Annotated in this window: 27 protein-coding genes and 1 tRNA gene; 6 read left to right on the forward strand and 22 right to left on the reverse strand. The window is 53.6% G+C overall.

Going from position 1 to position 25,952, the window contains the following annotated elements; genetic code table 11:
- The 3 genes from KIB08_RS01435 to KIB08_RS01445 all read right to left on the reverse strand — a co-directional run.
- Nucleotides 1-617: hypothetical protein (locus KIB08_RS01435; RefSeq protein WP_303988637.1), on the reverse strand; the 617-nt coding region annotated here is incomplete at its 3' end.
- Between the two features lie 208 nt (nt 618-825).
- Complete coding sequence (gene tatC, locus KIB08_RS01440) at nt 826-1,554, reverse strand: twin-arginine translocase subunit TatC (RefSeq protein WP_303988640.1); 729 nt, start codon at nt 1,552-1,554, stop codon at nt 826-828.
- Nucleotides 1,551-1,751: a Sec-independent protein translocase subunit TatA/TatB gene (locus tag KIB08_RS01445; RefSeq protein ID WP_024048106.1), complete on the reverse strand. Its 201-nt coding sequence runs from the start codon at nt 1,749-1,751 to the stop codon at nt 1,551-1,553. Before KIB08_RS01445 ends, tatC begins: the two co-directional genes overlap by 4 nt.
- Before the next feature lie 228 nt (nt 1,752-1,979).
- Here KIB08_RS01445 and KIB08_RS01450 point away from each other — a divergent pair, with 228 nt between their 5' ends.
- The 5 genes from KIB08_RS01450 to KIB08_RS01470 all read left to right on the forward strand — a co-directional run bounded on the left by KIB08_RS01450 (nt 1,980) and on the right by KIB08_RS01470 (nt 7,870).
- Entirely contained in the window at nt 1,980-3,152 is a 1,173-nt protein-coding gene (locus KIB08_RS01450) for a hypothetical protein (RefSeq protein ID WP_303988645.1), read from the forward strand.
- Between the two features lie 70 nt (nt 3,153-3,222).
- Nucleotides 3,223-3,297: transfer RNA gene (locus KIB08_RS01455), tRNA-Gly, on the forward strand.
- A 230-nt stretch (nt 3,298-3,527) separates the two neighbouring features.
- Nucleotides 3,528-4,916, forward strand: a complete 1,389-nt coding sequence (locus tag KIB08_RS01460) for a DUF2254 domain-containing protein (protein WP_303988648.1) — start codon at nt 3,528-3,530, stop codon at nt 4,914-4,916.
- Between the two features lie 20 nt (nt 4,917-4,936).
- The gene (locus KIB08_RS01465; RefSeq protein WP_303988651.1) at nt 4,937-6,589 is read left to right on the forward strand and encodes a DUF3329 domain-containing protein; all 1,653 of its coding nucleotides are present in this window, start codon (nt 4,937-4,939) and stop codon (nt 6,587-6,589) included.
- A 60-nt stretch (nt 6,590-6,649) separates the two neighbouring features.
- Nucleotides 6,650-7,870 (forward strand): M48 family metallopeptidase, encoded by a 1,221-nt coding sequence (locus tag KIB08_RS01470; RefSeq protein ID WP_303988654.1) that lies wholly within the window; start codon nt 6,650-6,652, stop codon nt 7,868-7,870.
- A gap of 44 nt (nt 7,871-7,914) precedes the next feature.
- Here KIB08_RS01470 and KIB08_RS01475 read toward each other — a convergent pair whose 3' ends face one another.
- The 9 genes from KIB08_RS01475 to KIB08_RS01515 all read right to left on the reverse strand — a co-directional run bounded on the left by KIB08_RS01475 (nt 7,915) and on the right by KIB08_RS01515 (nt 14,079).
- Complete coding sequence (locus tag KIB08_RS01475) at nt 7,915-8,763, reverse strand: PfkB family carbohydrate kinase (RefSeq protein ID WP_303988657.1); 849 nt, start codon at nt 8,761-8,763, stop codon at nt 7,915-7,917.
- Nucleotides 8,760-9,359 carry a 5'-deoxynucleotidase gene (gene yfbR / locus KIB08_RS01480; protein ID WP_303988659.1) on the reverse strand — a complete coding sequence of 200 codons (600 nt, stop codon included), beginning with the start codon at nt 9,357-9,359 and terminating at the stop codon, nt 8,760-8,762. The genes KIB08_RS01475 and yfbR overlap by 4 nt, the downstream gene beginning before the upstream one ends.
- A 1-nt stretch (nt 9,360) precedes the next feature.
- The gene (locus tag KIB08_RS01485) at nt 9,361-9,852 is read right to left on the reverse strand and encodes a SixA phosphatase family protein (RefSeq protein WP_303988662.1); all 492 of its coding nucleotides are present in this window, start codon (nt 9,850-9,852) and stop codon (nt 9,361-9,363) included.
- A gap of 2 nt (nt 9,853-9,854) precedes the next feature.
- On the reverse strand, nt 9,855-10,223 hold the full coding sequence (locus KIB08_RS01490; RefSeq protein ID WP_371712915.1) for an ArsR/SmtB family transcription factor: 369 nt from the start codon (nt 10,221-10,223) through the stop codon (nt 9,855-9,857).
- On the reverse strand, nt 10,220-10,969 hold the full coding sequence (locus tag KIB08_RS01495) for a hypothetical protein (RefSeq protein WP_303988665.1): 750 nt from the start codon (nt 10,967-10,969) through the stop codon (nt 10,220-10,222). Before KIB08_RS01495 ends, KIB08_RS01490 begins: the two co-directional genes overlap by 4 nt.
- Nucleotides 10,970-12,505 (reverse strand): DUF2157 domain-containing protein, encoded by a 1,536-nt coding sequence (locus KIB08_RS01500; RefSeq protein ID WP_303988668.1) that lies wholly within the window; start codon nt 12,503-12,505, stop codon nt 10,970-10,972. It abuts the gene before it with no gap.
- Between the two features lie 56 nt (nt 12,506-12,561).
- Nucleotides 12,562-13,008: a universal stress protein gene (locus KIB08_RS01505; RefSeq protein WP_024048181.1), complete on the reverse strand. Its 447-nt coding sequence runs from the start codon at nt 13,006-13,008 to the stop codon at nt 12,562-12,564.
- Between the two features lie 74 nt (nt 13,009-13,082).
- Nucleotides 13,083-13,586 carry a universal stress protein gene (locus tag KIB08_RS01510; protein WP_368487377.1) on the reverse strand — a complete coding sequence of 168 codons (504 nt, stop codon included), beginning with the start codon at nt 13,584-13,586 and terminating at the stop codon, nt 13,083-13,085.
- Nucleotides 13,587-13,593: 7 nt separating this feature from the next.
- The gene (locus tag KIB08_RS01515) at nt 13,594-14,079 is read right to left on the reverse strand and encodes a universal stress protein (RefSeq protein WP_303988678.1); all 486 of its coding nucleotides are present in this window, start codon (nt 14,077-14,079) and stop codon (nt 13,594-13,596) included.
- A gap of 230 nt (nt 14,080-14,309) precedes the next feature.
- Between KIB08_RS01515 and KIB08_RS01520 the strand changes: the two genes are divergently transcribed.
- Nucleotides 14,310-15,653: an esterase-like activity of phytase family protein gene (locus KIB08_RS01520; protein WP_303988681.1), complete on the forward strand. Its 1,344-nt coding sequence runs from the start codon at nt 14,310-14,312 to the stop codon at nt 15,651-15,653.
- Between the two features lie 452 nt (nt 15,654-16,105).
- Here the strand turns inward: KIB08_RS01520 and KIB08_RS01525 are convergent, their stop codons facing one another.
- From KIB08_RS01525 to purC, 10 genes are all read right to left on the reverse strand, one after another.
- Nucleotides 16,106-16,870, reverse strand: coding sequence for an amino acid ABC transporter ATP-binding protein (locus KIB08_RS01525; RefSeq protein WP_303988684.1), 765 nt, complete (start codon nt 16,868-16,870; stop codon nt 16,106-16,108).
- Nucleotides 16,871-16,879: 9 nt separating this feature from the next.
- Nucleotides 16,880-17,533, reverse strand: coding sequence for an amino acid ABC transporter permease (locus KIB08_RS01530; RefSeq protein ID WP_303988687.1), 654 nt, complete (start codon nt 17,531-17,533; stop codon nt 16,880-16,882).
- A 71-nt stretch (nt 17,534-17,604) separates the two neighbouring features.
- Nucleotides 17,605-18,405 carry an amino acid ABC transporter substrate-binding protein gene (locus KIB08_RS01535; RefSeq protein WP_303988689.1) on the reverse strand — a complete coding sequence of 267 codons (801 nt, stop codon included), beginning with the start codon at nt 18,403-18,405 and terminating at the stop codon, nt 17,605-17,607.
- A 302-nt stretch (nt 18,406-18,707) separates the two neighbouring features.
- Nucleotides 18,708-19,226, reverse strand: coding sequence for a DUF456 family protein (locus tag KIB08_RS01540; RefSeq protein ID WP_075939209.1), 519 nt, complete (start codon nt 19,224-19,226; stop codon nt 18,708-18,710).
- 34 nt (nt 19,227-19,260) lie between these two features.
- The gene (gene purD, locus KIB08_RS01545) at nt 19,261-20,538 is read right to left on the reverse strand and encodes a phosphoribosylamine--glycine ligase (protein WP_303988692.1); all 1,278 of its coding nucleotides are present in this window, start codon (nt 20,536-20,538) and stop codon (nt 19,261-19,263) included.
- Between the two features lie 28 nt (nt 20,539-20,566).
- Nucleotides 20,567-22,132, reverse strand: coding sequence for a bifunctional phosphoribosylaminoimidazolecarboxamide formyltransferase/IMP cyclohydrolase (gene purH / locus KIB08_RS01550; protein WP_303988695.1), 1,566 nt, complete (start codon nt 22,130-22,132; stop codon nt 20,567-20,569).
- A 2-nt stretch (nt 22,133-22,134) separates the two neighbouring features.
- Nucleotides 22,135-22,755 (reverse strand): phosphoribosylglycinamide formyltransferase, encoded by a 621-nt coding sequence (purN, locus tag KIB08_RS01555; protein ID WP_303988698.1) that lies wholly within the window; start codon nt 22,753-22,755, stop codon nt 22,135-22,137.
- A 1-nt stretch (nt 22,756) separates the two neighbouring features.
- Nucleotides 22,757-23,803, reverse strand: a complete 1,047-nt coding sequence (purM, locus tag KIB08_RS01560) for a phosphoribosylformylglycinamidine cyclo-ligase (RefSeq protein WP_303988701.1) — start codon at nt 23,801-23,803, stop codon at nt 22,757-22,759.
- Nucleotides 23,794-25,200, reverse strand: a complete 1,407-nt coding sequence (gene purF / locus KIB08_RS01565) for an amidophosphoribosyltransferase (protein WP_303988703.1) — start codon at nt 25,198-25,200, stop codon at nt 23,794-23,796. The genes purM and purF overlap by 10 nt, the downstream gene beginning before the upstream one ends.
- Complete coding sequence (gene purC / locus KIB08_RS01570; protein ID WP_303988706.1) at nt 25,200-25,919, reverse strand: phosphoribosylaminoimidazolesuccinocarboxamide synthase; 720 nt, start codon at nt 25,917-25,919, stop codon at nt 25,200-25,202. The genes purF and purC overlap by 1 nt, the downstream gene beginning before the upstream one ends.
- Between the last annotated feature and the right edge of the window lie 33 nt (nt 25,920-25,952).

The raw sequence follows: 25,952 nt of genomic DNA on the forward strand, positions 1-25,952 counted from the left end.
CCAAGTACTTTACCTTTTTTTATGGGAACTACTCTTATGTGTCCATTTATTTTAGTGTCAAATTTCGCCATCAAAACCTGTCCACAAAAATCAATAGTTTGTCGTGTGTGTCCTTCACTATCTTCAGTTTCTGTGTATGCTTGCATATTAGAAAACTCTGTTTTGTAATCATCACCAAATACTATGTGGCAGTTTCCAAAATAATACTGAGAATCAGGAACCAACCTTTTCATTGCTTTCAAATCAATTTTCTTAGAATAATCAATTGTTGTATCAGGCAAGATTTCATTCAACACTGGTAATAGGAAATTATCAATGTAGGATTTTGCAAGATCATTTCTTCGTTGTTTTCTTCGTTGTTCTGAATATTTTTCCCAAAAATACACTATAGCAGCCATTACAAGAAGCGAATAAATATCTAGCATCGCGCGCATCGCGCTTAATGCAATAAATCCGAACATGGCACCTATAACTAATACAAATGGATTAATAATGTTGTTCTTCATTCCATTTTTTACTAAAAGTAGTTTTGATTGCATTTGTGGAGAATTTTCTATTTGTTCAATTCGTTTTACGATTTCGGGATTGGTAAATTTATCCCTGTATTTTTTCCTCACTTTTTTTCCTTTCAATCACTTTAATTGCACTTCTTTCATTTATAATTATACCCGTATAATTATACCCGATTATTCGCGAAAAATAAGCTATTTATACGAATTTTCGATATTTTTACAAATATTTTACATGTATTTATTTACGAAAAAAATCGTGATGACAGAAGTATCATTTACTTCTACCAACACGATTTATTATAGACCCTTTTTTTTATTTGTGTAAACCGTAGCGAATAATCAATCGGCTGATTTCGTATAAAAGCAAAATGGGAATGGCCAGCAGCGTTTGCGAAACCAGGTCGGTCGTCGGTGTAATAATCGCCGCCGCGATAAACGCCAGCAAGATGACAAAGCGGCGTTGCGCTTTGAGCCATGCGGACGACACCACATCCATTTCAGCAAGCGCCAAAAGAACCAGCGGCAAATTAAACACAAACCCGAACGGCAGGATCAGCATCAACGCGAAATCCAAATAACTTTCCATGGAGATCAGCGGTTGCACCGTGCTGTCGCCGAAGGAAAGAAAAAAATGCAGCCCCTGCGGCAAGACAACGAAAAAGCCGAACGCCGTTCCCGCTAAAAAAAGCAGTAGCGAACCGGGAACCAACAGCGCCAGAATCGCGTGTTCTTTTTGCGTAAACGCCGGCACCAAAAACGCCCAAAATTCATAAAACAACACCGGAGCGGCAAAGACAATGCCCGCCACCATCGCTACTTTAACATAAATAAAAAACGCTTCCGCCGGTCGCAGATAATACAGTTGACCCGCAGGCGCCGTGATGAACGCTACAATGAAATCGATGAAACAGCCGCTCACCGCCATGCCGACCACGGCCGCCAGAATGGCACGGATCAGCCGCCGGCGCAACTCCCCGAGATGATCGATCAGCGTCATCTCCTGCGGATCGGCGAAGCAGGCCACGGAGGTTGCGCTTTTCATTCTTTCGGCGGTAACGACGAAGCGACGGTAACGTCTTTATGCGCTTCTGCGGTCGTTTCATTGCCGTTGATCGCGTCTTTAAATTCGTGCATGCTTTTGCCCATCGCTTTACCGATTTCCGGCAGTTTACCCGGTCCGAACAACACCAGGCCGATCACCAAAATTAAGATAAGTTCAGGAATGCCCAAGCCGAACATAGTAAACCCTCCTTTGATTTATGGTACTTGGTTTCCTTCTGAGGATACAGAGTCAATATCGTTTTACGGTGAAAAAATCTTTTAAAATTTGTAAAATTCAGTTTCAAAGAGCGATTTCCGTAATTTTGCGTATTTTTACCGAAACCCAAACAAATTATAAATAAACCTCCTTTATAGTTACGTTTATCTATGGACGAATCCATACAGGGTAACAAAGGAGGAATTACTATGTCTACCGAAGAAATGTACGCAACGCCCGCGACAATGTCGCGCCGCGGCTTTTTGAAATTGGCCGCCGGCTCCGCATTGGGCGCGGCCATGCTCTCCATGCCGTCCTTTGCATTGGCGCGCGAGCTGGAAGTGAAATCGCGTCAGCTGAAACCGGTCATGTACGACGCGATTCCGCAAAACGCCATCGCATGCGGCCAACAGGCGCCGCTGATCGAAGGTTGCTACCGTTCGATCCTGGGTTACGCGGAAAAAATTCGTGATGCGGGACTGCGGCGCGAAGTCACCGACCTCATCCAAAATCCGGCGCTGCGTTTCTTGCAGGAATACAGTTCACCGGCGGCGCGTCATCGCATCTACACGCAGCTGGCCAACCAAGGCTTGGTCGATACCGCAAAAACCGACGAGGCGCATTTCTTCCCCGTCTCCGACGGCAAAATTCAGGAATTCCGCACGGCGCCGGGCAGCGGTTACGGCAGTCACCATCCGTACCCGGGCGGCTTGGCTACGCACGTCAACGCCAACATGCACATCACGGAAGCCGTCTGCAATACATACCGGGATGTTTTCATGTATAACGTCAATCGCGACATCGCATTCGGCGCGGAACTTCTGCACGATATCGCGAAGCCGTTCGTTTTCGCCTGGCAGAAAAACGGCCGTTCGCTGCAGGAATATACGATTGCGGGCACCGGCGCTCACCATATTTTCTCCATCGCGGAAATTATTTACCGCGGTTTCCCTGCGGATTTCGTCGTCGCCCAGGCTTGCGCACATGAAGCGCCGAACTCGGCGAAAGGTAATGAAACCGTCGCCGGCTGGCTGAAAGCCGGCGCAATGATCGCCGGTAAAGATCCCTTCGCGTACGGTTTGTTGAACAAAACCGGTGACGGCATTCGTGACCCGCACCGTCAGGAAGGCTACATCGTTCACTTGGGCGACCATGACTGGGTACTCTCTTCGCCGGCCGCGCAAAAGAGCGTGGCGATTCTGAAAGAAATCGCCAAACGCGATTACGGCATGAGCGCTGCCGATCTCGAAGGCGCGCGTTTCAACCACTTCCGCAACTATATCGGCTCGCAACTTTCCTACATGTTCCTCAACATGCTCGCCGCGGAACCGAACGGTGAAAAACTCATCGCGGCCCAGGTCCACAAAGTCATTTTGAAATAATGGAAAAGCGTCGCGACGCTTACCTTCACTTGGTAGAGGACGGTAAATATGCTATAATATGTACCGTCAAGCGGGTGTAGTTCATCGGTAGAACGTCAGCTTCCCAAGCTGAATGTAGAGGGTTCGATTCCCTTCACCCGCTCCAATTTTATGTTGATTTCGATGACATTCAAAGCTCCCGAATCCGGGAGCTTTTTATTGCGCAAACATATCTCGCGTTTCGTTTGCGCTATTGCGAAAGCCGTCCTTCCCGATGCGCTCGCGCCTTGCTTTTGCGCCGTTTAGCCGTGAGAACGCGCCGTCAGTGGTATAATAACGGTAAGAATTATTTGTTTTCATTGGCTCGTAAAGGATTCGGCAAAAGGCGGTACCATATTGACTACATTAAAATTTTTCAGTTGGCTGAAACAACCGCGCAATACCATTTGGTGGCAACCCGCCAAAGGCGCACTGTTTGTTATCGTATATGTCATCGCGGTGCTCGTCAGCACACGTTATCTGCCGACCAACTTGTTTCCCGATATTCCGTCGCGCACGATCGATGGCCTGTTGACCATTTTGGCGTCAAGCATGCTGGCGGTCACCACGTTTTCTCTTTCCATTATGGAGAATGCGTTTTCTTCCGCGTCACGCGGTGCGACCCCGCGTTCCGTCGAACTCGTCATGGCGGACGACAGCACCCGACTCGCCATCGCCAGTTTCATTTCGACATTTATTTATGCCATTATCACAAAGATCGCCTTAGGAAGCGGTTCCTTCGCGCAAAACGGCCGCTTCCTCTTTTTCCTCAGCACGATTGTCGTCATCGCCTACCTGATTGTTGTACTGATCCGCTGGGTGCAGGTACTATCGACACTCGGACACTTGGGCGACACGATGGGTAAGGTATACGCCAAAGCGGCAGAGACCATGCGCCGTTATCGCAGCCTGCCTAACCTCGGCGCCACATGGGTGCCGGCTAAAGACGCGCTGCCGGATGCGCATTTTATTTGCGCCGAGACGGGCGAGTTCGCGCAGCTTCATTTGGACCTTTTACAGGAGTGGGCGAAAAAACATGACGCGCATGTTTTCATTCGCTTGAATCCGGGTGACTTTCTGTATCGAGGCGAACCGCTGGCGGATATTTACCTGAATGACGGTTCGAACTCGTTGACGGAAGAAGATCTGTCGCTTTTACGCAGTTTCTTTATCGTTAAGCCGACGCGCAGTTATGAACAGGATCCTCGTTTCGGTTTTATCGTGTTAAAAGAAATCGCGCAACGCTCGATTTCCCCCTCGATGAACGATCCCGGTTCGGTGATAGCGGTGATGAATCTGATGGCGAAATTGTTGCTGGACGCTACCGCGCCGCGCGACAACATGACCGTCTACGATCGCGTCGGCATGCAACCTCTGCAGGAAACGGATTTCATCTATCGTTCCTTTGACGGCATCATTCGCGACAGCGACCAAAATGCAGGTATATCCATGCAGGCGTTGCACATTATGTATGCGGTTTCGCGCCATGCGCCCGAGGAAGCGATTCGCAAAGCGGCGCGTATTCAGGCGCGCTTGATTTTGGAACACGCACGCCGAACATTCAGCGCCCGCCAGGATTTGTTTAGAGTGGAAAGCGCCTATGTCCGATATTTTCCGGATGATACGCCGATCGAAGCCTCCGCGTATTTTCCCGATGACGAAGCGGCGGAACGTCAAAAAGCATTGGCGGATGCCGATCTGACGGCTCTTTTTGAAAAACTGCGTGACGAAAACGATCGACAGTAAAGTAAAATAAAGGAAATGATATGAACCGAACTTCTTCTCACTTGCATTGGTGGCGTCGCTACGGCGGCTGGTTGCTGCTTGGCGCCGCGTTTATCTACATGTTCGCTCTGAACAGCTGGACGCCCTGGCATCGCGATGATTATGAGTACGCGCTGATTTGGCAAACGCTGGTGCCGATCGAAAACTTTCATGACGTCATGACGTCTCTCGCGCGTCACTACCAAATGCACGGCGGACGCATGGTCGCTTTTTTTGTGTTGGATAATTTTTTGCGCTGGCCCAAGATTTGGTTCAATATAGCCAACGCGCTTTGCTTCATTTTAATGGCGCTCGGTCTCAGCTGGCACAGCGCGGGACGTATTGAAAAATCACCCGCGCCGGTGCGCATCGCCGCTGTGCTGCTCGCGCTTTGGTACACGCTGCCGCATTTCGGTGAAGTGGCGGTATGGATGTGCGGCTCGACCGTATATCTGTGGACGATGACCATCATGGTCTGGTTCCTTTTACCGTATCATTTTTCCCTGCGCCCGACACGAACGTTTGCCGACAGTTATTGGGCGGCAGGCGCTATGTTTTTGCTCGGCATTCTCGCCGGTTGGGGCGAAGAAAACGCTTCGCTCGCGACTCTGGTCGCGGCGGCCGCTGTGACGCTGTACAGTTGGCGTAAAGGTCAGCGGTACCGCTGGCAGATCACAGGCGTCGTCGGCAGCGTACTCGGTTTCATCGCGCTGGTCGCGGCGCCCGGTAATTTTGTCCGCGTAGCGGAAGTGTCCGCTTCCATCGGTCGAAGAATCGGCAATCAGTTCGCGGGAAACGGCGAGATGATGCTCTATATTTTGCCGCTGATTTTCATGTGGGTTCTGGCCTATCACCAAATCGCGATCTCACGTTACGGACGTAATACGACAGCGCCATCCGGATCGAAACGTCCGCTGTATATCGCCGGCGCTCTCGCGGCGGTACTCGCAGTGTCATATGCCACTGACGGTTTCATCGGGCGTTGGTTTGGCGACGGCTTAATCGCAATCGTTCACGCGCTCGGTTTGCTCAAGCCGAAAACGGTGCGCCTTCTGCAAAATCTCGGCTCCGGCGTCGAAGAGATGGGCCTTTACCTCTTGCTCATCTGGCTCGTCTATCGCCTTTTGCGCCGCCGCCTCATGCTCACTCCCGCGGTAACGAAAACCGCCGGCTGGCGGCTGACATTTCGCACGCTTTGGAATCAATATCCCCCCGTGCGCTTTTTACTGATTACCGTAGCGCTTGCCGCCGTCAGCAATCTCGCGATGCTCGGCGCGCCGACGTTTCCCGCTCGCGCATCGATGTTCGCCGTGTTGTGTCTGATTGCCGGCACGGTCGGTTTGTATGACGTGCCCGTAGTTCGCCGCGCCTTCGCGCGGGAGCAGCGTTTCGTTGTCGGTATCATTTTGTTGATTACGCTGCCGTTTTTGCTCGGCACATTGTATTTTACCGTGAGAATTTACGAAATCGATCAGGCGCGCATGGCGTACATTCGTGACGCGCGGGCGCAAGGTTATACCGCTGTCGAACTCGAGGCGCTTCCCTTTACGCAGCGCATGCTGCGTCACATTTTCTACGTGGAACTCGACAACGGCGTTTCCCAATACGGTTTGAAACGCTACTACGGTTTAGACGAGTTGACGATCCGTAAATAAAAAGAAAAACATCATGCTATAATTGAGAAAAATAACCTTCGTTTCGAAAGGAGTGGTCACATGTTCCCTACATTTCGTAAATATACCGCAGCGGTCCTTGCCGCTTGTTTCTTAACGATGCCGCTCGCGGTACCGGTGGAGGCCTCGTGGGGTGATATCGGCGTCTCCGTACTCAAAGGCGCGGTGCAAATGGGCGCGATTCGCGAGCAGTTACGCGAACTTGACGAAAACGGGCAGGAAGAGGTTCTCGCCAATGCCAAAGAGAAAAGCGGTTACTATGATAATGCCGCCTATCAGGAACGCGCCCAACGCATTTTGGATTCCCTTGTGAAAAGCGGCGTGCCCAAGCGGAAGTATGTGATTTTTGTGAACCCCTCCGATGACATTAACGCCTACTGCACGCTCGCAGCCGTGCTTTCCGTCAACAAAGGCACATTGGACGTGCTTGACGATCAGCAGCTGGCATTTGTGCTCGCGCATGAAGTCAGTCACGGCGAACATCGCGATATCGTCAATGGCGTAACCAAAAAGCTCAGCCTCGCCGTCGCCGGCTCCGCCGTTCTTTCCGGCGGTGATTCGTCCGCCGCGCAAACGCTGCTGATGAATTTAGCTCTGAACTATATCAACAACGAAGTATTCACGATGGGTCAGGAAAAAGCTGCGGATGAGCTCGGTTTTACCATTTTGGAAAAAACGGATTACAATCTCGGCGGCGCTCCGGCTGCGATGCACGCCTTATTGAAAGAATACGGCTCCGGTTTCAATGGCGGCATCGCGCGCGTTATCGCGCCGAACTCGCATCCGCGCAACGAATCGCGCGTCACGGAAGCGGTCAACCGCATGCAGGCGTATTCCGGTAACCGCGTCACCGTCAAAGGCGCCGATGTTATCGTCAACGACAAGACCGTATTGACACCGGTTAAAGTCGGAAATTATGATGCCGAAACGCGCGCGTACTACGTTGCTGGTCGTTTGGCTCGTCTTTTCCATGATCATAAAATGCAACCGGCGCGATTGGACGGCGGCGCGATTTATGTAGGCGGCCAATCACTGTACACCCTTTCCTCCGGTGAAGACGGCCACGCGATCGTCAATCGTTTGAACGCAGCCGTTACCCCCGAAGCGAAAGCCAAAAAAGAAAAAGTTGATAAACCTTCCAAAGAAATAAAACAGACGTCGGAAACCAAACCGACCCAAGATGTCAAAAAGGACACGCCGAAAAAAGCTTCGGAAGGAAATATTAAAGATCGCGTCAACGCGATCCTCGGTCGCAAAAGCTGAGCACCAAAAAAGCGCTTACCGCGGTAAGCGCTTTTTACTTGCTCTCATTCGTCTTCCGTCCATTTTTTTACCGTCCCTTGCAACGCGCCGCGAAGCATCAAGCCGTTGCCTGCGGTAATTTTCTGCGCTTGCGTTTCACACAGTGCGAATTCAATGAATCGCGCCGCCGTCTTCACCGCCTGCGCAAGCGATTCCCCGCGCAGCAACGCCGCGAGCAGTACCGCATTGAAATAATCGCCACTGCCGCTGAAATTCGGCGCCAGGCGCGCAAAATCGACAGCGCCCGTGTGACCGTCCGCCGACCGATAATAAACGGTTCCGACGTTCGCGTCAGGATTTCCCACGCCCGTGATTACGCAAGCTCTTGCTCCCAACGCGCATAAGCGTTCGAGCCATTGCGGCGCGACGCGTTGCTCACACGCGGGATCTTCCCCCAAAAGCAACGCCGCTTCCGTCCAGTTCGGTGTAATAATATCCGCCACCGGCAAAAGCGTGCGCATTTCCGTGACGAGTTCCTGCGGCAATGTGGGATACAAGGCGCCGTTATCCCCCATCACGGGATCCACCAGAATAAACGAACCTTGCGCGCGCCATTTCGGTAACGCGTCCCGCAGCAACGCAAATTGTTCCAAACTGCCGAGGCTGTCGATAAAACCGGTCGCCACCGCGGCAAACGTGAAACCCTGTTTCTCCCAAAGCGGCAAGGTCCGCCGCAGATGCTCCGTCAGCGGAAAATAGTCATAGTCTCCGTACTCGAAACTGTGGCTCATTACCGCCGTCAGCAATCCCGACACGGGATAACCGAGAGCGCGCAAAATCGGCTCCAGCACATTCATATTCGATGTGCCGTGCTCGATATAGTCATTGATTAAAAGGATCGGCCGTGAGGTCATTTTTCTTCCTTCGCATCCGCATTGAGCGCGTCCAAGGTCAGCATGAAGCTCGGCGCAAAGATCGCGAGAAAATCATGCACTTCCGGTACGGGTGACTCTTCCAATTTTTTACGAATCGTCGCGTACGCTTCATCAAACTCCGGATTGCCCGCGGTACGTTCCTCGACGCATTTCAAATAAGCGCTGAGCGTATCCGCCGCCTTCGCCAATTCCCACAGGGGATCTTCTTCCGGCGTCAAAATATACGCCCGATACGCGTCGCGCAGGTCAGCGGGCAACGTGGCGAACAATTTTTCCACGGCCGCCTGCTCGATCGTGCCGTACATCGCACGAATATCTTCATTAAAATATTTGACCGGCGTCGGCATATCGCCGGTGAACACTTCGCTGACATCATGGTACATACCGAGAACGGCCGCCCGTTCCGGATCGACATGACCGCCGTAACGGACATTGCGAAGTACCGCCAGCATATGCGCGATCATCGCCGTCTGCAAACTGTGTTCCTGAATATTTTCCAGCATCGTGTTTTTCATCAGGCCCCAGCGCTTGATGAATTTCATCCGTGCCAAATAGGCAAAAAAGTGACTGTGCAATTTATTTCTCCCACAATGACGGCGTCAAATACGCCACCAACTTTGATTTTTTGCCGCGGCGCAAATCGATGACCGCGACGCTGCTTTGTTTGAAGGAAAGGCTGACCCCGGTCAGTCCGTACAACCACGCTTCCAAAAACGGTTGGTGACTGACGAAGAAGACATGCTCGGGACCGCCGGAGGCCGTCAGATTGATCAGATGATTATCAAGCGACTCCCAATTGTCACGCGCCAACGCATACAACGTCCCGCTCGTCACATCGGCAGCCGCGCGACCGTCGCGCAAAGTCCGCGCCAAAATCTCGCCGGTCTGTTGCGTGCGCACCAGCGGACTCAAATAAATTCCGACCGCCTGATCCGGCAGCATTTCCTTCAGGTGGCGTCCCATCTTTTCCGTTTCCGCGATGCCGGTATCCGTCAGCGGACGATGAAAATTGTCCAACGTCGCCCGTTCTTTGACGGCATGACCATGGCGCATCAAATACAGCCGCATGGCTACTCCTCTCCCCGATGCGCGGCATGGTTGAGGCCCTGCTCAAGCAAGTGCACCACGTGCGCGTCATCCAAAAAATAGCAGGCATTTTTACCGATTTTACGGAAATCCACCAAGTGCGCCTGGCGAAGAATGCGCAGCTGGTGACTGACCGCGGACGCTTCCATATCAATTGCTTCCGCCAGCTCGTTCACGCAACATTCGCCTTGCCAAAGCACACGCAAAATTTTCAGCCGTGTCGGCTCGCCGAGCACTTTAAAAATATCCGCCAACCGTAGTAACAGCCGGCGTTTTTCTTCCGTATCCAACGTGCCCGCCAACCAAGCCGCGGCTTCATGCGACAATGCGTCCGTACTTGTATTCACTTTCACGCTTTCTTTGCTCCTTCTGTTGTAGGGATAATTTCAACGGTCGCCGGTGCCGCGCTTGTCTGATACCAACCGGAAAGCGGATGTCCGTCCACATACACTTCCGTAATCACTCCGTGACCGTCTGCCAATTTAAATTCCGCGATGATTTGATGCCGCGGCACGGAAATCGGTTCACCGGCGGCTTTATGTCGGGCGATTTCTGCGCGCATATCCGCCGCTTCCGGTGATGCTTCCGCGCGCGCCAGCTCCGCTTCTTTTTGCTCCACCTGTTCCGGTGTCAACGGATCAAACGCCATGAATTCATCCCATGGCAAATCCTGTAATTGGTAACCCGGTAAATAGAAACGCATGAACGGGATGGGGAAGGATACCACGCCATCGTCGACGCCCCAAGCGATCGTTTTGATGTAGTCGCCTTGCGCCGGTTTTTTCAGATCCGCGCCTTTCACCATCAGCATGCCGTTTTTATCATGCGCCACGGCGACGTAAATCGTTTCCTGATTCTCCGGTAAATTTTCACCGAGCCATTTGGCTTTGCTCAACGGCTCCGCCACAAAGGGATCGATATTTTCCTGTAGACGGATATCGACATAATCAACACGCGTACCGGCGATAATCGCGGGCGATTGGTACGTGATCCCGTTGTTCAATACTTCTTCAAATTGACTGCGCTCGCTGAAGATGACCCCCAACTGCACCAGCGCGAGGACGAGAAACGCGAGCAGGTATTTCCATTTGGTCGCCATTTATTTATCCTCCTCTTGCTTGTCGCTGTGCCAGGTCGGTCGCGGCGGTAATGACGGCATTTGAGGCGGGCGACGCGGCGGTAACTCCGCGCGCGAAGTCCGCTCTTTCGTTGCCGTCTGCTCGTCAGCTGCCGGCGGCGTCATCGAGCCGCGCATGCGTGGCGGCCGTGCCGATGCTGCCGAATGGTCCTGCGCGGGCGCGCTGCGTCGAGCCGCTTCCTGCCGACGAGCGCGCCGCACGCGTTGGTTCGTATGTTCCCGCTGCTTGCGTTGCCATGTGGCCATCGCCAAATGCCCCGCCAAAATTAACACGCCCATCACGACGAATGCCGTACCCCGCTGCAGCAAGGTGAACGACTCATCGCCGATCCGCACCACAATAAAGAGCGCGAGTAAAAACAGCGCGCCGTCCGTACGCCAAAGAGAACTGCGACGCAAGCCGTTGATCAGTAACGCGGCAACGCCACCCAAATAGTAAATCATAAAGACAATGGCCAAAAACGTGTAGCCGTAACCGAGTGCCGCAATAAAAGTCGCCAGCGTCACGCACAACGGCACGGCCGCAACCGTGACCAGCGTATACTCACGACGCAACATCAGGCGCCAGCAAAGCACGCCGGTGGCAAACAACAGCAATACCAACACAACGATGGGCAACACCTGCGGTGTCGCGCGGGATATGTACACCCACAGCGAGCGTTGCGTGGCCAGCAGCACGCATACCGCCAGCGCGCCGCCACCCAATACGCGAAACGGCATGCCCCAGCCGGTTTGTTTGCCGACCATCGCCCCGACGAGAAACGTAAACGCGGCAATGATCGTGGCTAGCGCCAAGCTGACAACCGCGACATCCGCCAACGCCACCAACGCGGCGAAGAAAATCGCCAGCGCATAAATCCAGCTGAAAATCAGCAACGAAAGTTCCCGGAAACCGTCGCGATACAAAATGTAAAAATACGGTGCGGCGAGCGCCAGCCAAATCCATACCTGCTGCGCGCCGAGCCACGCGTTCGTGACGCCGAAAGAGCTCACAAACACGCCCGTCAAAATCAGATAGATCGACGCCAATGCCGTCGATCGCACAATGTACACCGCGGGCAAGAGCAGCGCAAGCGACCAAATCGCCCACGCGATCTGATTCCACTCCGATAATTGGTAAATATCTCCCGCAAGCTGCAGCGCTCCGGGAATCGCAATCCCTAAAAACGCTCCGGCCGCCTCGCGCCAAGCGATCGCTTTCGGCTCGAGTGCCAACACGACCGCCACCGCCAACTGCGCCGCCACCGCCAGCGCGACTACCCAGTTGAAGCGCACGCTGTGCGCCAGCGCGTACCATTGATCCGATAAAATCAACAGCGCGCCGAACGCGACCAAGACCGCCGCGAGCACCAGCCAAATAATCCGGCCCCAGCGCAGACCCGGCGCCGCTACTTCACCGTAGCGGGCGCGCAAACGATCGGCCGCCTCTGGTGTCAAAATCCCTTCGCTTACCCATTTGGGAAGCTCTTCATATAGCCAGCGAATACGTTGCTCCATAGGATCCCCCAAGTATTCTTTCTACTAAAAAAGCGGACGGTTGCCCGTCCGCTTTTTTATTTTACAATCAAAACCGGGCATTTCGCGTGGCTGACGATGTAACTCGAAACCGAGCCCATGAAAATGCCTTTCAGCGGCCCTAAGCCGCGGCTCCCCATGACGATCAAGTCCACGTTGTATTTTTCGGCGATCGCGGACAAAGTCGGTCCGGGAGAACCTACTTCAAAAATGGTCTTGACCGGAATATCCGCCGGCACCATACGAACCAATTTTTCCAGAATCTCTTTCCCTTTTTCTTCCAGATCCTCAGCCATCTGTTCACTGACATACCCGGAGCCGCTGGGAATTTGATCAAATCCTGAAATCACCGATACCACATTCGCCACATGGCAAATCAAGAGTGTGCCGCCGGACAATTTTACTAGCTCGATGGCATGCTGTAACGCGCGCACGCCGTTTTCCGAGCCGTCGGCCGGCAACAACACTTCATTAAAATGGATCATAGTCCGCACCCCTTCCACCGCTTTATGAGTTGATTAGTTTTCCTCATTATAACACAGCTCACGGTGGCCGGCGTTTATTTTACTACTAAAACAGGACGCGTGGCATGCTGCAATACATATTGCGATGCCGACCCCAAAACCAAACCTTTGACGGATCCCAAACCGCGACTGCCGATCACGATCAAATCCGCATTCAATTCCTCGGCCACCGTTAGAATCGTTTCCCGTACATCGCCGACGGCGAAAAACATTCGCAGCGGAATATCTTCTGGGAGCGTTGCCGCTTCGCGACGCAAACCTTCACGAACCTGCTCCATTTGATGCTCCGGCAAACCCGGTGCGGCGTGTTCTTCCGCATCCGGCGTGCGGCCTACTTCCACCACGCCGGAATACAACCGCTCTCCGGCGTCCCGTCCGATCAGATTACCCGCGTACAACCGGTCTTCCAGCACGGTCAACAACTGTAACTCCGCGCCGAATTTCTCCGCCAGCAACGCGGCTTCATGGAGTGCCCGACGGGCGTTCTCAGAACCGTCCGTTGGCACAAGAATACGTTGCCAAGAACTTTTTATTGTCAGCCCTCCGTCACTGTTTGATAACTAATACCGGCACTTCCGCGTGTTTCACCACGTAGGAAGAGACCGAACCGACCAACATGCTCGCCAGTGTTCCCATGCCGCGACGGCCCATAACGATCAGATCCGCCTTATATGTGTCCGCCATTTTGAGAAGATCTTCCCGCGGTGAACCGACCGTATACGCGATTTCATAATCGATTCCCGCCGGTACATGATCTTTCGCCGCCGCCAAAATCCGACGTCCGAATTCCCGCTGATAATCCGTTGTTTCTTTCAATTTGACTTCCGTATCCGGCTTGTAGTCGACACGCTCATCCGCTTCCTTGCGATTGCGCGGCGGTTCAAACCAAGCCGTTGTGAAGTGCTGGATATCCATAATATGAGTAAGAATCAACCGGCTACCGAATTTTTCCGCCAAGGCCACTGCGGCCTCCAATGCAAACCGGGCGTGCTCCGAACCGTCCAGTGCCACCAGAATCGTCTGACATCTCATTGCTATCCCTCCTTCATATAAATTAATAACCTTTCTCCTTTCATCATATAGCGGTCCGAGTGGACCGTCAAGCCGATCAAGCGCGGGCATACATCGGCGCTTTGTGCAAAAATATCGTTTTTATTTTATCCGTATGTAAATTTTTTCTTTACTTTGACACAAACCCGTTCGGAAATTGACAATATCTCTTTATGCTTATGGCAAGAAACTAAAGGAGGAAGATCAGGAACATGATGAAACGCACTTTTTTATGGAGCGCGGTTGCGCTTAGTCTGCTCGCCGGCAGCGTTGCATTCGCCGCGCCGACACCCGCCATTGATCGTTATACCGTAGAACTGCCCGCTCACGAATATCTCACCGTGCCGGGTCAAACGAAACATGCCATCCCCCTCGGCTATGGTTCGGCATTGACCTACAAAGAAACGACTCGTGACGGCGCCATTGAATTCTACGGTGTCACGGATCGCGGCCCGAACTTGGACAGCGTCCAATATCGTGACGGCGATCAAAAGCGCAGCAGTAAAATTTTCCCCGTCCCCGATTACGCGCCGCGTATCGGTATCATTCGTGTCAAAGACGGGAAAGCGACGGTCGTTTCATCGTTTTCTTTGAAGAATAAACTAGGCCAAGATATCAGCGGTCGTCCGATACCGCAAGGCGCTCTTGGTAATACCGGCGAAATCGGCTTGGATCTTCAGTTCCGGCCGCTCGCCTATGACAAAAACGGTTTGGATCCGGAAGGACTTGCCGTCGATGCGCAAGGTCACTTCTGGCTGACCGATGAATACGGCCCGTTCCTCGTCGAATACGACAGACAAGGCCGCGAACTTCGCCGCCTTGCTCCGGGTCAAGGTTTACCGAAAATTTTACAGGAACGTCAACCCAACCGCGGCGCGGAAGGTTTGGCGATCACGCCCGCCGGTAAATTGATGGTGATGATGCAGAGCACGCTCAACGTCGGCGGCAAAACGAAAAACATCGCCAACTTTACCCGTCTCGTTCTTGTCGATCCGAAATCGGGCGACGTCAAAACATACGCTTACCCGATCACGCCCGGCTCTTATAAAAAGAACTCCGCGATGAAACTCGGCGACATCGCCGCCATCAATGATCACCAATTCCTGGTCATCGAGCAGGGCAAAGACGCGCAGGGAACGATGCAAAACCGCATCTACAAAATCGACATCGCGAAAGCGACCGATATTACCGATATGACTTCCGGTCAGGAAGCGTTGGAAGCGGATAAAGACGCGCTCGGCAAACTTTTCCAACCGGCGCAAAAAGAGCTTTTCCTTGACCTCCGTCAGCATGGCTGGACGGTGGAAAAAGCGGAAGGTATCGTGCTTTTACCGGATAAAAAGACGCTCGCGATTGCGAACGACAATGACTTCGGCATCGCCCTCAAAATCGAAGGCGCAACCGCCGGTCAAGATGATATTACGGAATATACTTACGATGCCGAACAACGAATTCTTCGCGGCGCCGACGGCACGCCGACCCGTATTCGGGCGACGATGACCGAAGGCCCTGACCCCTCGGTGTTGTGGCTGATCCACCTGCCGCAACCGCTTTGATATCCAGGCGCCCCCTTGAAAGCCCGGCCGCGCGGAATCAACACCGCGCGGCCGGATTGCTATGTACGCGCATGTACCTTTTTTCTCCTTTTCTAAAGAAAATACATCGCCATTGCCGTGTTTTCTTTAGGGGAATATTCGTGTGCGCTCACTCTGCAGTTTCGTGCGGTGACGCTTGTTGACATATTGCAGAATTTTCTCTATATTACGAGTATGAGAAGCTGCTATCGAGGTATCAGTTACGGCGGAGCGATGCTCCCCGGCTGGTTTAAGCCAGGTAGCGGCTTCTTTTTTCTTGCCTGCCATTTTTTCAAACCATATTTTCCCGTAAGTTTTTACCGCCTTGCATCGCCATTTTTATGCGCCCGAAAACGCGAGAATGCTCTGCGCACTTTCTTTCCATATTGTTTTTGCGCAATCAAAAAGCCCCTTCATATCGGGGCTTTTTATTTTTATCGGTTGCCGATCATGGACGCGAGAAACGCCTGCGTGCGTTCACTCCGCGGCGCGGTGAAAACTTGCTCGGGCGCTCCTTCTTCTTCCACTACGCCGTCAACCATAAATAAAACATGGTCGGCGACCGAACGGGCAAAGGCCATCTCGTGCGTCACGAGGATCATCGTGAGTTTTTCTTCCGCGAGCCGCTGAATGGTTTTTAAGACTTCGCCGGTAAGTTCCGGATCCAGCGCGGACGTCGGTTCATCAAAGAGCATGATTTGCGGCTCCATCGCTAAGGCGCGGGCGATGGCGACACGCTGCTTTTGCCCGCCGGAGAGTTGACTCGGATACACGTCTTTTTTCGTGTAAAGGCCGACGCGTTCGAGTTGCGCCTCCGCCATCGGCAAAATGTCCTGCTTTTTCATGCCCTTGACAATTTGCGGCGCGATCATAATGTTATCCAATACCGTCATATGCGGAAAAAGATTAAACTGCTGAAAGACCATGCCCATTTTGCCGCAGATTTTTTGAATTTCTTCCGGTTTGGCATACGCGCTGCCGGCTTCACTGTCGGTCGCGAGTGCTTTACCGTCGACCAGGATCGTGCCACGGTCAATGGTTTCCAAGTGGCACAGGCAACGCAAAAACGTGCTTTTACCGCTGCCTGACGGGCCGATGACCGAGGTCACGCCGCCGCGTTCGCGCAGCAACGTGCAACCGCGCAAGACTTCCGTCGTGCCGAATTTTTTATGGATATTTTTCATTTCAATAAAAGCCATACGTGCCTCCTATTCGTCGTACACAGCGAAATGTTTTTCCAGTCGCGTTAGAATTTTCGTCAGGAAGAACGTACAGATAAGGTAAATCACGCCCGCCACGAAAAACGCGGTCGTATCGAAATCGCGCTGCACGACGCTGCGCGTCAGCCGCATCAAATCGTCCATCGCGAGTACATAGACCAAGGACGTATCTTTCAAGAGAGTAATGGTTTCGTTACCGACCGGAGCGAGAACCCGTTTGACGACCTGCGGCAAAATGATGTAACGCATCGTTTGCGGGTATGTGAAACCGAGCACCTTGGCTCCTTCGTACTGGCCGCGGCTGATGTTTTGGATGCCGCCTCGAAAAATTTCCGCAAAGTACGCCGCATAGTTAGCGACGAACGCGATCAATGCCGCCGTAAAGTCACCGAACTGAATGGAAACGCCGGGAATGAGCGGCAGTCCGTAATAGATGAACAGGATCTGCAGCATCAGCGGCGTGCCGCGCATGACGTAAATATAGGCCGCTACGAGTTCGCGGACCGGTTTCCAGCTGCACACGCGGAAAATCGCCAGCAAAACGCCGAGCGGTAACGATAAGATGATCGTCAGGAAAAAAATTTCCGCCGTCACCTTTAAGCCCGACAACAACGTCGGTAAAATTGAAACAATGTAATCCATTTTCTATCCTCTCTCAGCAAACAGGCCGGTCATCCCGGCCTGTTTTTACTTGGTTATGCGGTTTCCCTCGCTCAGTTCATGACATCTTTACCGAACCATTTTTCGGAGATCTTCGCGCCCGTGCCGTCGGCTTTGATTTCACCGATCGCCCGATCAATCGCCTTTTTGAGTTCGGCGGAATCTTTACGCATGCCCACGCCGTATATTTCGGTCGCCAAGACCTTCGGCAATTCATAGAAAGTATCCGGTTTCTTCGTCATGTAGTAACGTCCGACAACGCCGTCCACCAACACCGCATCAATACGGCCGATTTCCAAATCCAGCAACGCGTCCGTATAAACCGCATACAGACGTAATTCTTTGAAGGAATTTTTCAAATCCGGCAATTTCGCCAGCGCGTCGATTCCCGTGCCGCCTTCCTGCGTGCCGACAATTTTACCCGCCAACGAATCCATATCCTTCAAATCCGCGCGGGATTTCAATGTAACGATAATCTGATCATTGTGCATGTAAGGTTCGGAGAAATCGATTTTTTCTTTACGTTGATCCGTAATCGTCAGCCCGTTCCAAAGAAGGTCAACGCGTTTGGCAGTAAGTTCCGCTTCCTTGCTCGCCCAATCAATCGGCTTGAATTCCATTTGTATGCCGGTCCGTTTACCGACTTCTTTCGCCAGTTCGATATCAAAGCCGGTCAATTCACCTTTTTCATTGCGGAATCCCATCGGCGGGAAATTGTCATCCAAGCCGACAACAACTTTCGTCGGTAATTTTGTGTCCGCTGCGGCCGGTTTCGCGTCATTACCGCAACCCGCCAGCACGCCGACTACACCGAGACCGATTAATGCTGTGACCGTCATTTTTTTCCAGTTCATGAGAATACCTCCTATACGTGACTGTTCTGTCATAAATAATTTTCCATTTTATTTTTATATCATTTCTCGGGTCGCATGATGTCGCGCTCCACCCGTCATTTCCAACGCTCGCTCGAGCGCGACTACCGTGCCTGAAAAATAATTCAAGGCCATCCGCCATCGCATGTGACCACACTCCTTTACCTGATGATATGACTATAATACTTTACTTTGATAAAAAAGTAAAGAGATAAATTAATTTTTCTGAAATTTTTTGCATTTAAATTTTTTTGCACAAAAAAAGAATGCCGTACGGCATTCTTTTAATGGATCGTCGCGCCTGTCTGCGCAACAATGGCGAGAAAAACTACTGTTGTTAAAACAAAAAGTGAGATCACCACTTTGAGTCCCGTCCCGATCAGTTGCGCTATCGCGGCGCTGATCGCTACCGATTTCGCCGCCTGCTGATCTTGATGCTCATAGTAGACGGCCGCGTAGGTCGCGAGGAACACGCCGATGACGACACCGATCAGCGAACCGACAATCGGCAAAATGCCGCTGCCGATGATGCCGCCCAAAATACCGCCGCCCACGGCGATCATTTGCGTTTTCCAGCCGCGCCGCTTGCGACGCACGCCGATCATGCCCGCGAGAAATTCGATGACTTCCCCCAAGACGAGCGCGCCGACCAGCAAGGCGACCGCCGTCACGGAAAACAAACGAAAACCGTCCAGCAGACCGAAGCCCACCAGCACCAGCATCATGGCGTAATTGCCCGGCAACCCCGCCGCCGTCGCCGCGATGCAGCAAATCAGGAGAAAGACGAGGATAAATACCAGCATTGTGTTCACAGTTCGTCCCTCCCGTCACGCGCACTTATTTAGTCGCGCGCAACAATTCTTTATCGGCAATGTCCGTACGAAATTGCATGCCGTCAAATTCAATTTCCGAAAGCGCCTGATACGCCGCCTCTTTCGCTTCCGCCAACGAGGGGCGTACGGCGACGACGTTCAAGACTCGACCGCCGTCGGTAAAATACGCGTCATCGATATGACGCGTTCCCGCGTGAAAGACGAGCGCATCCCGAGCGACCGCCTCGGCAAGCCCCGTGATGCGATCACCGCGGTACGTTTTGCGCGGATACCCGAACGACGCCGCCACTACGCAAACCGCGTGCGCGTCCAACCAACGCAAACGCACCTGATCAATATGTCCCGTGCAAATTTTTTCCATGATATCCGCAAGATCACTGTCCAAAAGCGGCAACAATACCTGCGTTTCCGGATCGCCGAAACGGCAGTTAAATTCCACCACTTTCGGTCCGTCCGCCGTGATCATCAACCCCGCGTATAATACGCCGCGGAACGGTGATCCTTCCGCCACGAGAGCGGCCGCCGTCGGTTTCAAAATTTGTTCCACCGCGGCTTCGTACACCGCGTCCGTCACCACCGCGGCCGGCGCGAACGCGCCCATGCCGCCGGTATTCGGACCGCGATCATCGGTCAACAAACGTTTATGATCCTGCGCGGGAATCATGGGGATGACCGTTTCCCCGTCGACGAATGCCAAAAGGCTCGCTTCTTCGCCGACCATAAATTCTTCAATAATAATTTTTTCACCGGCGCTGCCGAACGCGTCGCCGGTCAGCATGGAGCGAATCGCCTCCACCGCGTCTTCATGCGTTTCCGCAATGACGACGCCTTTACCGGCCGCCAGACCGTCCGCTTTTATTACATACGGCGCCTGCATTTCATCCAAAAAGGCAATGGCTTTATCGGCATCGGTAAAACTGCCGTACGCCGCCGTCGGAATGTGGTAACGGGCAAAAAGATCTTTGGCGAACACCTTGGAACTTTCAATGCGCGCCGCCGCCTGCGTCGGGCCGAAAACGAGAATTTCCCGTTTTGTGAGCACATCGACGATACCGTCAGCCAACGGCCCTTCACTGCCGACCACGACGAGATCCGGCGCCTGCATCGTAATAATATCCGCCAGTTCCGCCGTACTGTTCCAATCCAACGGCAAATATTCCGCCACTTCATGCATGCCGTAACGACCGGGAACCGCCACGATTTCGCTGACGCGTTCACTTTGCGCAAGCTTCCAGGCGAGTGCGTGCTCGCGGCCGCCGTTACCTACCAAAACGATTTTCATACCACTGCTCCTTATATTTATGTTCGTATCAGCCGTGCCGGAAATGCCGCGTACCCGTGCAAACCATCGCGATACCGGCAGCATCTGCCGCCGCAATGGATTCCTGATCGCGAATGGATCCGCCCGGTTGAATGATCGCCGTGATGCCGGCTTGCGCCGCCGTTTCCACGGTATCACCGAACGGGAAAAACGCATCGGAAGCAAGCACCGCGCCTTTTGCCTTCGCGCCCGCCTGTTCCAAGGCGATCTTCGCCGCGCCGACACGGTTCATCTGTCCCGCGCCGATGCCGAGCGTCGCGTTCGCGTCGGTCACGACAATCGCATTCGATTTGACATGACGCACGACCGCCCAAGCGAGGCGCAGGGCCTGCATTTCTTCCGCCGTCGGTTGCCGCTTGGTGACGACCTGCCATGTCGCTTCGTCGTCTTGCCGATCATCGGCGTCCTGCAATAAAAGGCCGCCGGAGATGTGTTTCAGCTGCCAATCGCCTTCCTGCGGAGCGTCGGCTTCCAATAAGCGAATATTTTTCTTTTCCGACAATAAGGCCAACGCGTCGGGGCTGAACTTCGGCGCGATGACAACTTCAAAAAAGATCGGGCGCATTTTTTCCGCTGCCGCCAGATCCACTTCACGATTGCAGGCGACAATGCCGCCGTACGCGGAAACATCATCCGCGGCAAACGCCCGCACAAACGCGTCGGCCATATCTTCGCCGACGGCAAAACCGCACGGATTCGTATGTTTTATAATAGCACAACTCGGCGCGTCAAGGGAACACGCAAGCTGCCAAGCCGCTTCCGTGTCGACCAAGTTATTATAGGAAAGTTCTTTGCCGTGAAGCTGTTTGGCATTGGCTACGCCGCCTTTGCTGTCGGGCGCCCGATAAAACGCCGCCTGCTGATGCGGATTTTCGCCGTAACGCAGATCCATGACCTTTTCCATATGCAGCTCAAATTGCTCCGGAAACACAGATTCCGACGCTTTTGTCTGCGTCGCGACTATTTTCTCGTCCGGCGACTGCGCCGCCAAATAGTGCGCGATTTTCGCATCGTACGCGGCGGTATGCGCAAATGCGGCCTGCGCCAATCCGAACCGATAATGATCGTTGACCGTACCTTCACCGACATGTTGCGCCAGATCTTCGTACTGCGCGGGGCTGGTGACGACGAGCACATCGCGCCAGTTTTTCGCGGCCGCGCGGATCATCGACGGCCCGCCGATATCAATCTGCTCAATCGCGTCCGCCAACGTCACGCCGGGTTTGGCGATCGTTTCCGCAAACGGATACAAATTGACGACGACAATGTCGATCGGCGCAATGCCGTGTTGCGCCAGCGCCTCCATATGATCGGGATGATCGCGTCGCGCCAGGATGCCGCCATGCACCATGGGGTGAAGTGTTTTGACCCGACCGTCGAGCATTTCGGGAAATTGCGTCACCGTTTCGACCGGCGTCACATCCACTCCCGCCTGTTGCAATGCGGCCAATGTTCCGCCCGTGGAAATCAATTCATACCCCGCGCCCGAAAGTTGCTGCGCAAGTTCCACAATCCCCGTTTTATCGGAAACGCTCAATAAAGCTCGTTTGGCCATAGTCATTCCTCCTCCGACGCCGTACGCCGTACCACTTTACGTTCCGCTATACAAAGTTCGTCACGGCATAACGCCGCCATCGCCTCTACATAGGTCGGATGTTCTACTGTTAAAATACGTTCGGCAAGTGACGCTTCGTCATCACTTGCAAATACCGGTACCGCCGTTTGCATAATAATCGGCCCGCTGTCCATGCCCGCATCGACAAAATGCACGGTGCAACCGCTCACTTTAACGCCGGCCTCAATCGCCTGACGTTGCGCATGCAATCCGGGGAATGACGGTAAAAGCGCCGGATGAATATTGACGATCCGTCCCCCATACACCGCCAAAATCGGCGCGCCGATAATCCGCATATAGCCCGCGAGGCAAATATAATCGGGCGCGTACGGACGCAGCATTTCCACCACCGCGTTTTCGTAAGCGTCTTTATCCGCAAATTCCCGCGGCGCAAACGCGTGGCAATCGATTCCCGCCGCTCGCGCCATCGCAAGCGCGGGGGCGTCGGGATGATCACTGAACAAAACGACCGGCCGCCCCGCGATCAAACCGCGACGGCACGCGTCGATCAGCGCCCGGGCATTGGAACCGCGCCCGGACGCAAAGATGGCTAACTTTTTCATACTACACACCGCTGACGACAACTTCGCCGTCCGTTGTGACTTCTCCTACGCGATACGCGGTTTCGCCGCGATCCGCCAAGTTCTGCAAGGCTTTTTCCGCGTCTTCGGGCGCGACGATGACGAGCATGCCGAGCCCCATATTGAACGTGCGGTACATCTCATGCTGCGAGACATTGCCCCATGACGCAAGCGAACCGAAAATCGGCGGCACCGGATAGCTCGTGCCGTCAATATGCGCGCCCAATCCTTTCGGCAACACGCGCGGAATATTATCGTAAAATCCGCCGCCGGTAATATGCACCATACCTTTGACGTCGACCGCGTCCAAAAGCGGCAAAATCGCTTTCGGATACAAGCGCGTCGGCGTGAGCAATTCCTCACCGAGCGGACGTTCCAAACCCGGATAAACTTGGTCCAATTGGAGCTCTTCACGTGAAATAATGCGCCGCACGAGCGAATAACCGTTCGAATGCACGCCGCTCGACGGCAAACCGATAATCACATCGCCCGACGCAATGCGTTCGCCGGTGATAATTTTTTCACGATCCACGAGGCCGACGGCGAATCCCGCCAGGTCATAATCGCCCGGCGCGTAGAAACCGGCCATTTCCGCCGTTTCCCCGCCCAAAAGCGCGCAGCCGGATTCCTGACAGGCCGCCGCGACGCCTTTCACAATGGTTGCGATCTGTTCGGGAACGAGTTCACCGGTCGCAATATAATCGAGGAAAAAAAGCGGACGCGCGCCCTGCACGAGCACGTCATTCACGCACATCGCCACGCAGTCCTGCCCGATCGTGGTGTGTTCGCCGCGATCAATAGCCAACCGCAGCTTGGTGCCGACGCCATCCGTACCGGCCACCAGCACCGGCTCTTTCATGGCGATCGCGCCCAGCGAAAAAAGTCCGCCGAAACCGCCGACCTCGCCCAACACTCCATCGGTATAGGTCGCCTTAACGGCATCTTTCATCAGTTCCACCGCCCGATTTCCCGCGTCAATATTGACGCCGGCAGCGGCATACGTCAGTGCTTCCCGTTCGTTTACGGACATACTTCCTCCTGTTCCGGGATCGGTCCCCGATAATCGCCGTCAAAGCAGGCAAAGCAAAGATCCTCTTTACGCAAACCCGCAATCGCTTTGGCCAAACCTTCCTGCGACAGGAAATGCAAACGGTCGGCGCCGATATGTTCGCGAATTTCTTCCACCGTATGCGTGACCGCGATCAGCTGATTCCGCTCCGAAGTATCAATGCCGAAATAGCAAGGATATTCCACCGTCGGTGAGGAAACGCAAAGCGCGATTTCTTTGGCGCCCGCGTTGCGCAATAAATTGATAATAATCCCGCTCGTCGTGCCGCGCACGATCGAATCGTCCACCAAGACGACGCGCTTGCCGGCGACGTTGTTGATGACCGGGTTAAGTTTCATTTTGACGGAACGTTCCCGCATCTCCTGCGTCGGCTGAATAAAGGTGCGCCCCATGTAGCGGTTTTTAATCAGACCTTCCGCGTAGGGAATACCCGACGCGCGCGCATAGCCGATCGCCGCGACATTGCCGGAGTCCGGCACGCTCATGACGAGATCACCGGTGAAACCGGATTCTTCCCATAACCGGGCGCCCATGTTGAGACGCGCATCGTACACGCTTTCCCCGTCCAAAACGGAATCGGGACGCGCGAAATACACGTATTCAAATGAGCAGCGCGCTTGCCGACGCTTGCTTTGCGGCGTGACCAGAGAGCTGAAATGCGGACCGTCCGCGGCGATGCGCACGATTTGTCCCGGCGCGATGTCGCGGACGAATTTCGCGCCGACCGAATCCAGCGCGCAGGTTTCCGACGCCAAAACCCAGCCGGTATCCGTCGCGCCGAGGCACAGTGGACGATAGCCTTGCGGATCGCGCACGCCGTACAGTTCCGTCGCCGTCGCGACCACTAAGCAGTACGCGCCGTCGATTTGCTGACACACATCTTGCAAACGCTCCGTGACGTCGCCGCCTTCGGAACGCGCGAGCAAGTTAATGATGACTTCCGTGTCCATCGTCGTGCGAAATGTCGTGCCGAGCTTAATTTGTTTTTCCCGCAGCAAGCGCGCGTTCACAAGGTTGCCGTTATGCGCGATCGCGACCGGACCGAGATCCGTCTCCACCTGCAGCGGCTGCACGTTTTCTTTAATGCTGGCGCCGGTCGTGGAGTAACGCACATGACCGATCGCGATTTTGCCGTTATCCGCCGGCAAATCACGGAACACTTCCGTGACCAGACCCATGTCCGCCTGCGTCGTCATCGTTTGGCCGTCGGCGACCGTGATCCCGGCGCTTTCCTGACCGCGATGCTGCAACGCAAATAAACCGTAGTAGGCGGAAAGAGGCACCGAGGTGTCGGGGTCATAGATCCCGAACACCCCGCACTCTTCCTCAATGCGGTCCCATATGGAATCGTACGCCATCAGTTTTCTTTTCCTGTCAGGCGGCGCAGCATTTCATGATACGCCTCTTCCACATTACCGAGATCGCGACGGAAACGATCTTTGTCGAGTTTTTCCAAGGTGTTCGCATCCCAGAAGCGGCAGGTGTCCGGAGAGATTTCATCGCCGAGCAAAATGTTGCCTTCCGTGTCTTTGCCGAATTCCAATTTGAAGTCAACCAAAATAACTTCTTTTTCCGCCAGGAATTGTTTCAGAACATCGTTGACCTTGAACGCGAGTTTCGTGATGGTGTCCAAGTCTTCCTGCGACGCGATGTTGAGCGCGCGAATGTGGTACGTATTGATCAGCGGATCATCGAGCGCGTCATCTTTCAGGCAGAATTCAATCGTCGGGAAAGCGAGTTCTTCGCCTTCTTCGCGGCCGTAGCGTTTCGCCATCGAACCGGCGCAGCGGTTGCGGATAATGACTTCCAACGGAATGATCGAAAGTTTTTTGACGCGCTGTTCACGGTCATCCAAGCGTTCGATGAAATGCGTCGGCACGCCGTTTTTCGCCAAAAGATCAAAGAAGAATGTCGTAATCTTATTATTTAATACGCCTTTGTCGGTAATGGTGCCTTTTTTCGCGCCGTTGAATGCCGTCGCGTCATCTTTATAACGAACGATAACTTCGTCGTCGCGATCCGTTTTGAATACCTGTTTCGCTTTGCCTTCGTACATCATTTCCAATTTTTCCATCATGACCCTCTTTCTCCGTCGTTCGGCGGAATCAAT

It is taken from the genome of Negativicoccus succinicivorans, from assembly GCF_018372215.1.
Classification (GTDB): domain Bacteria; phylum Bacillota; class Negativicutes; order Veillonellales; family Negativicoccaceae; genus Negativicoccus.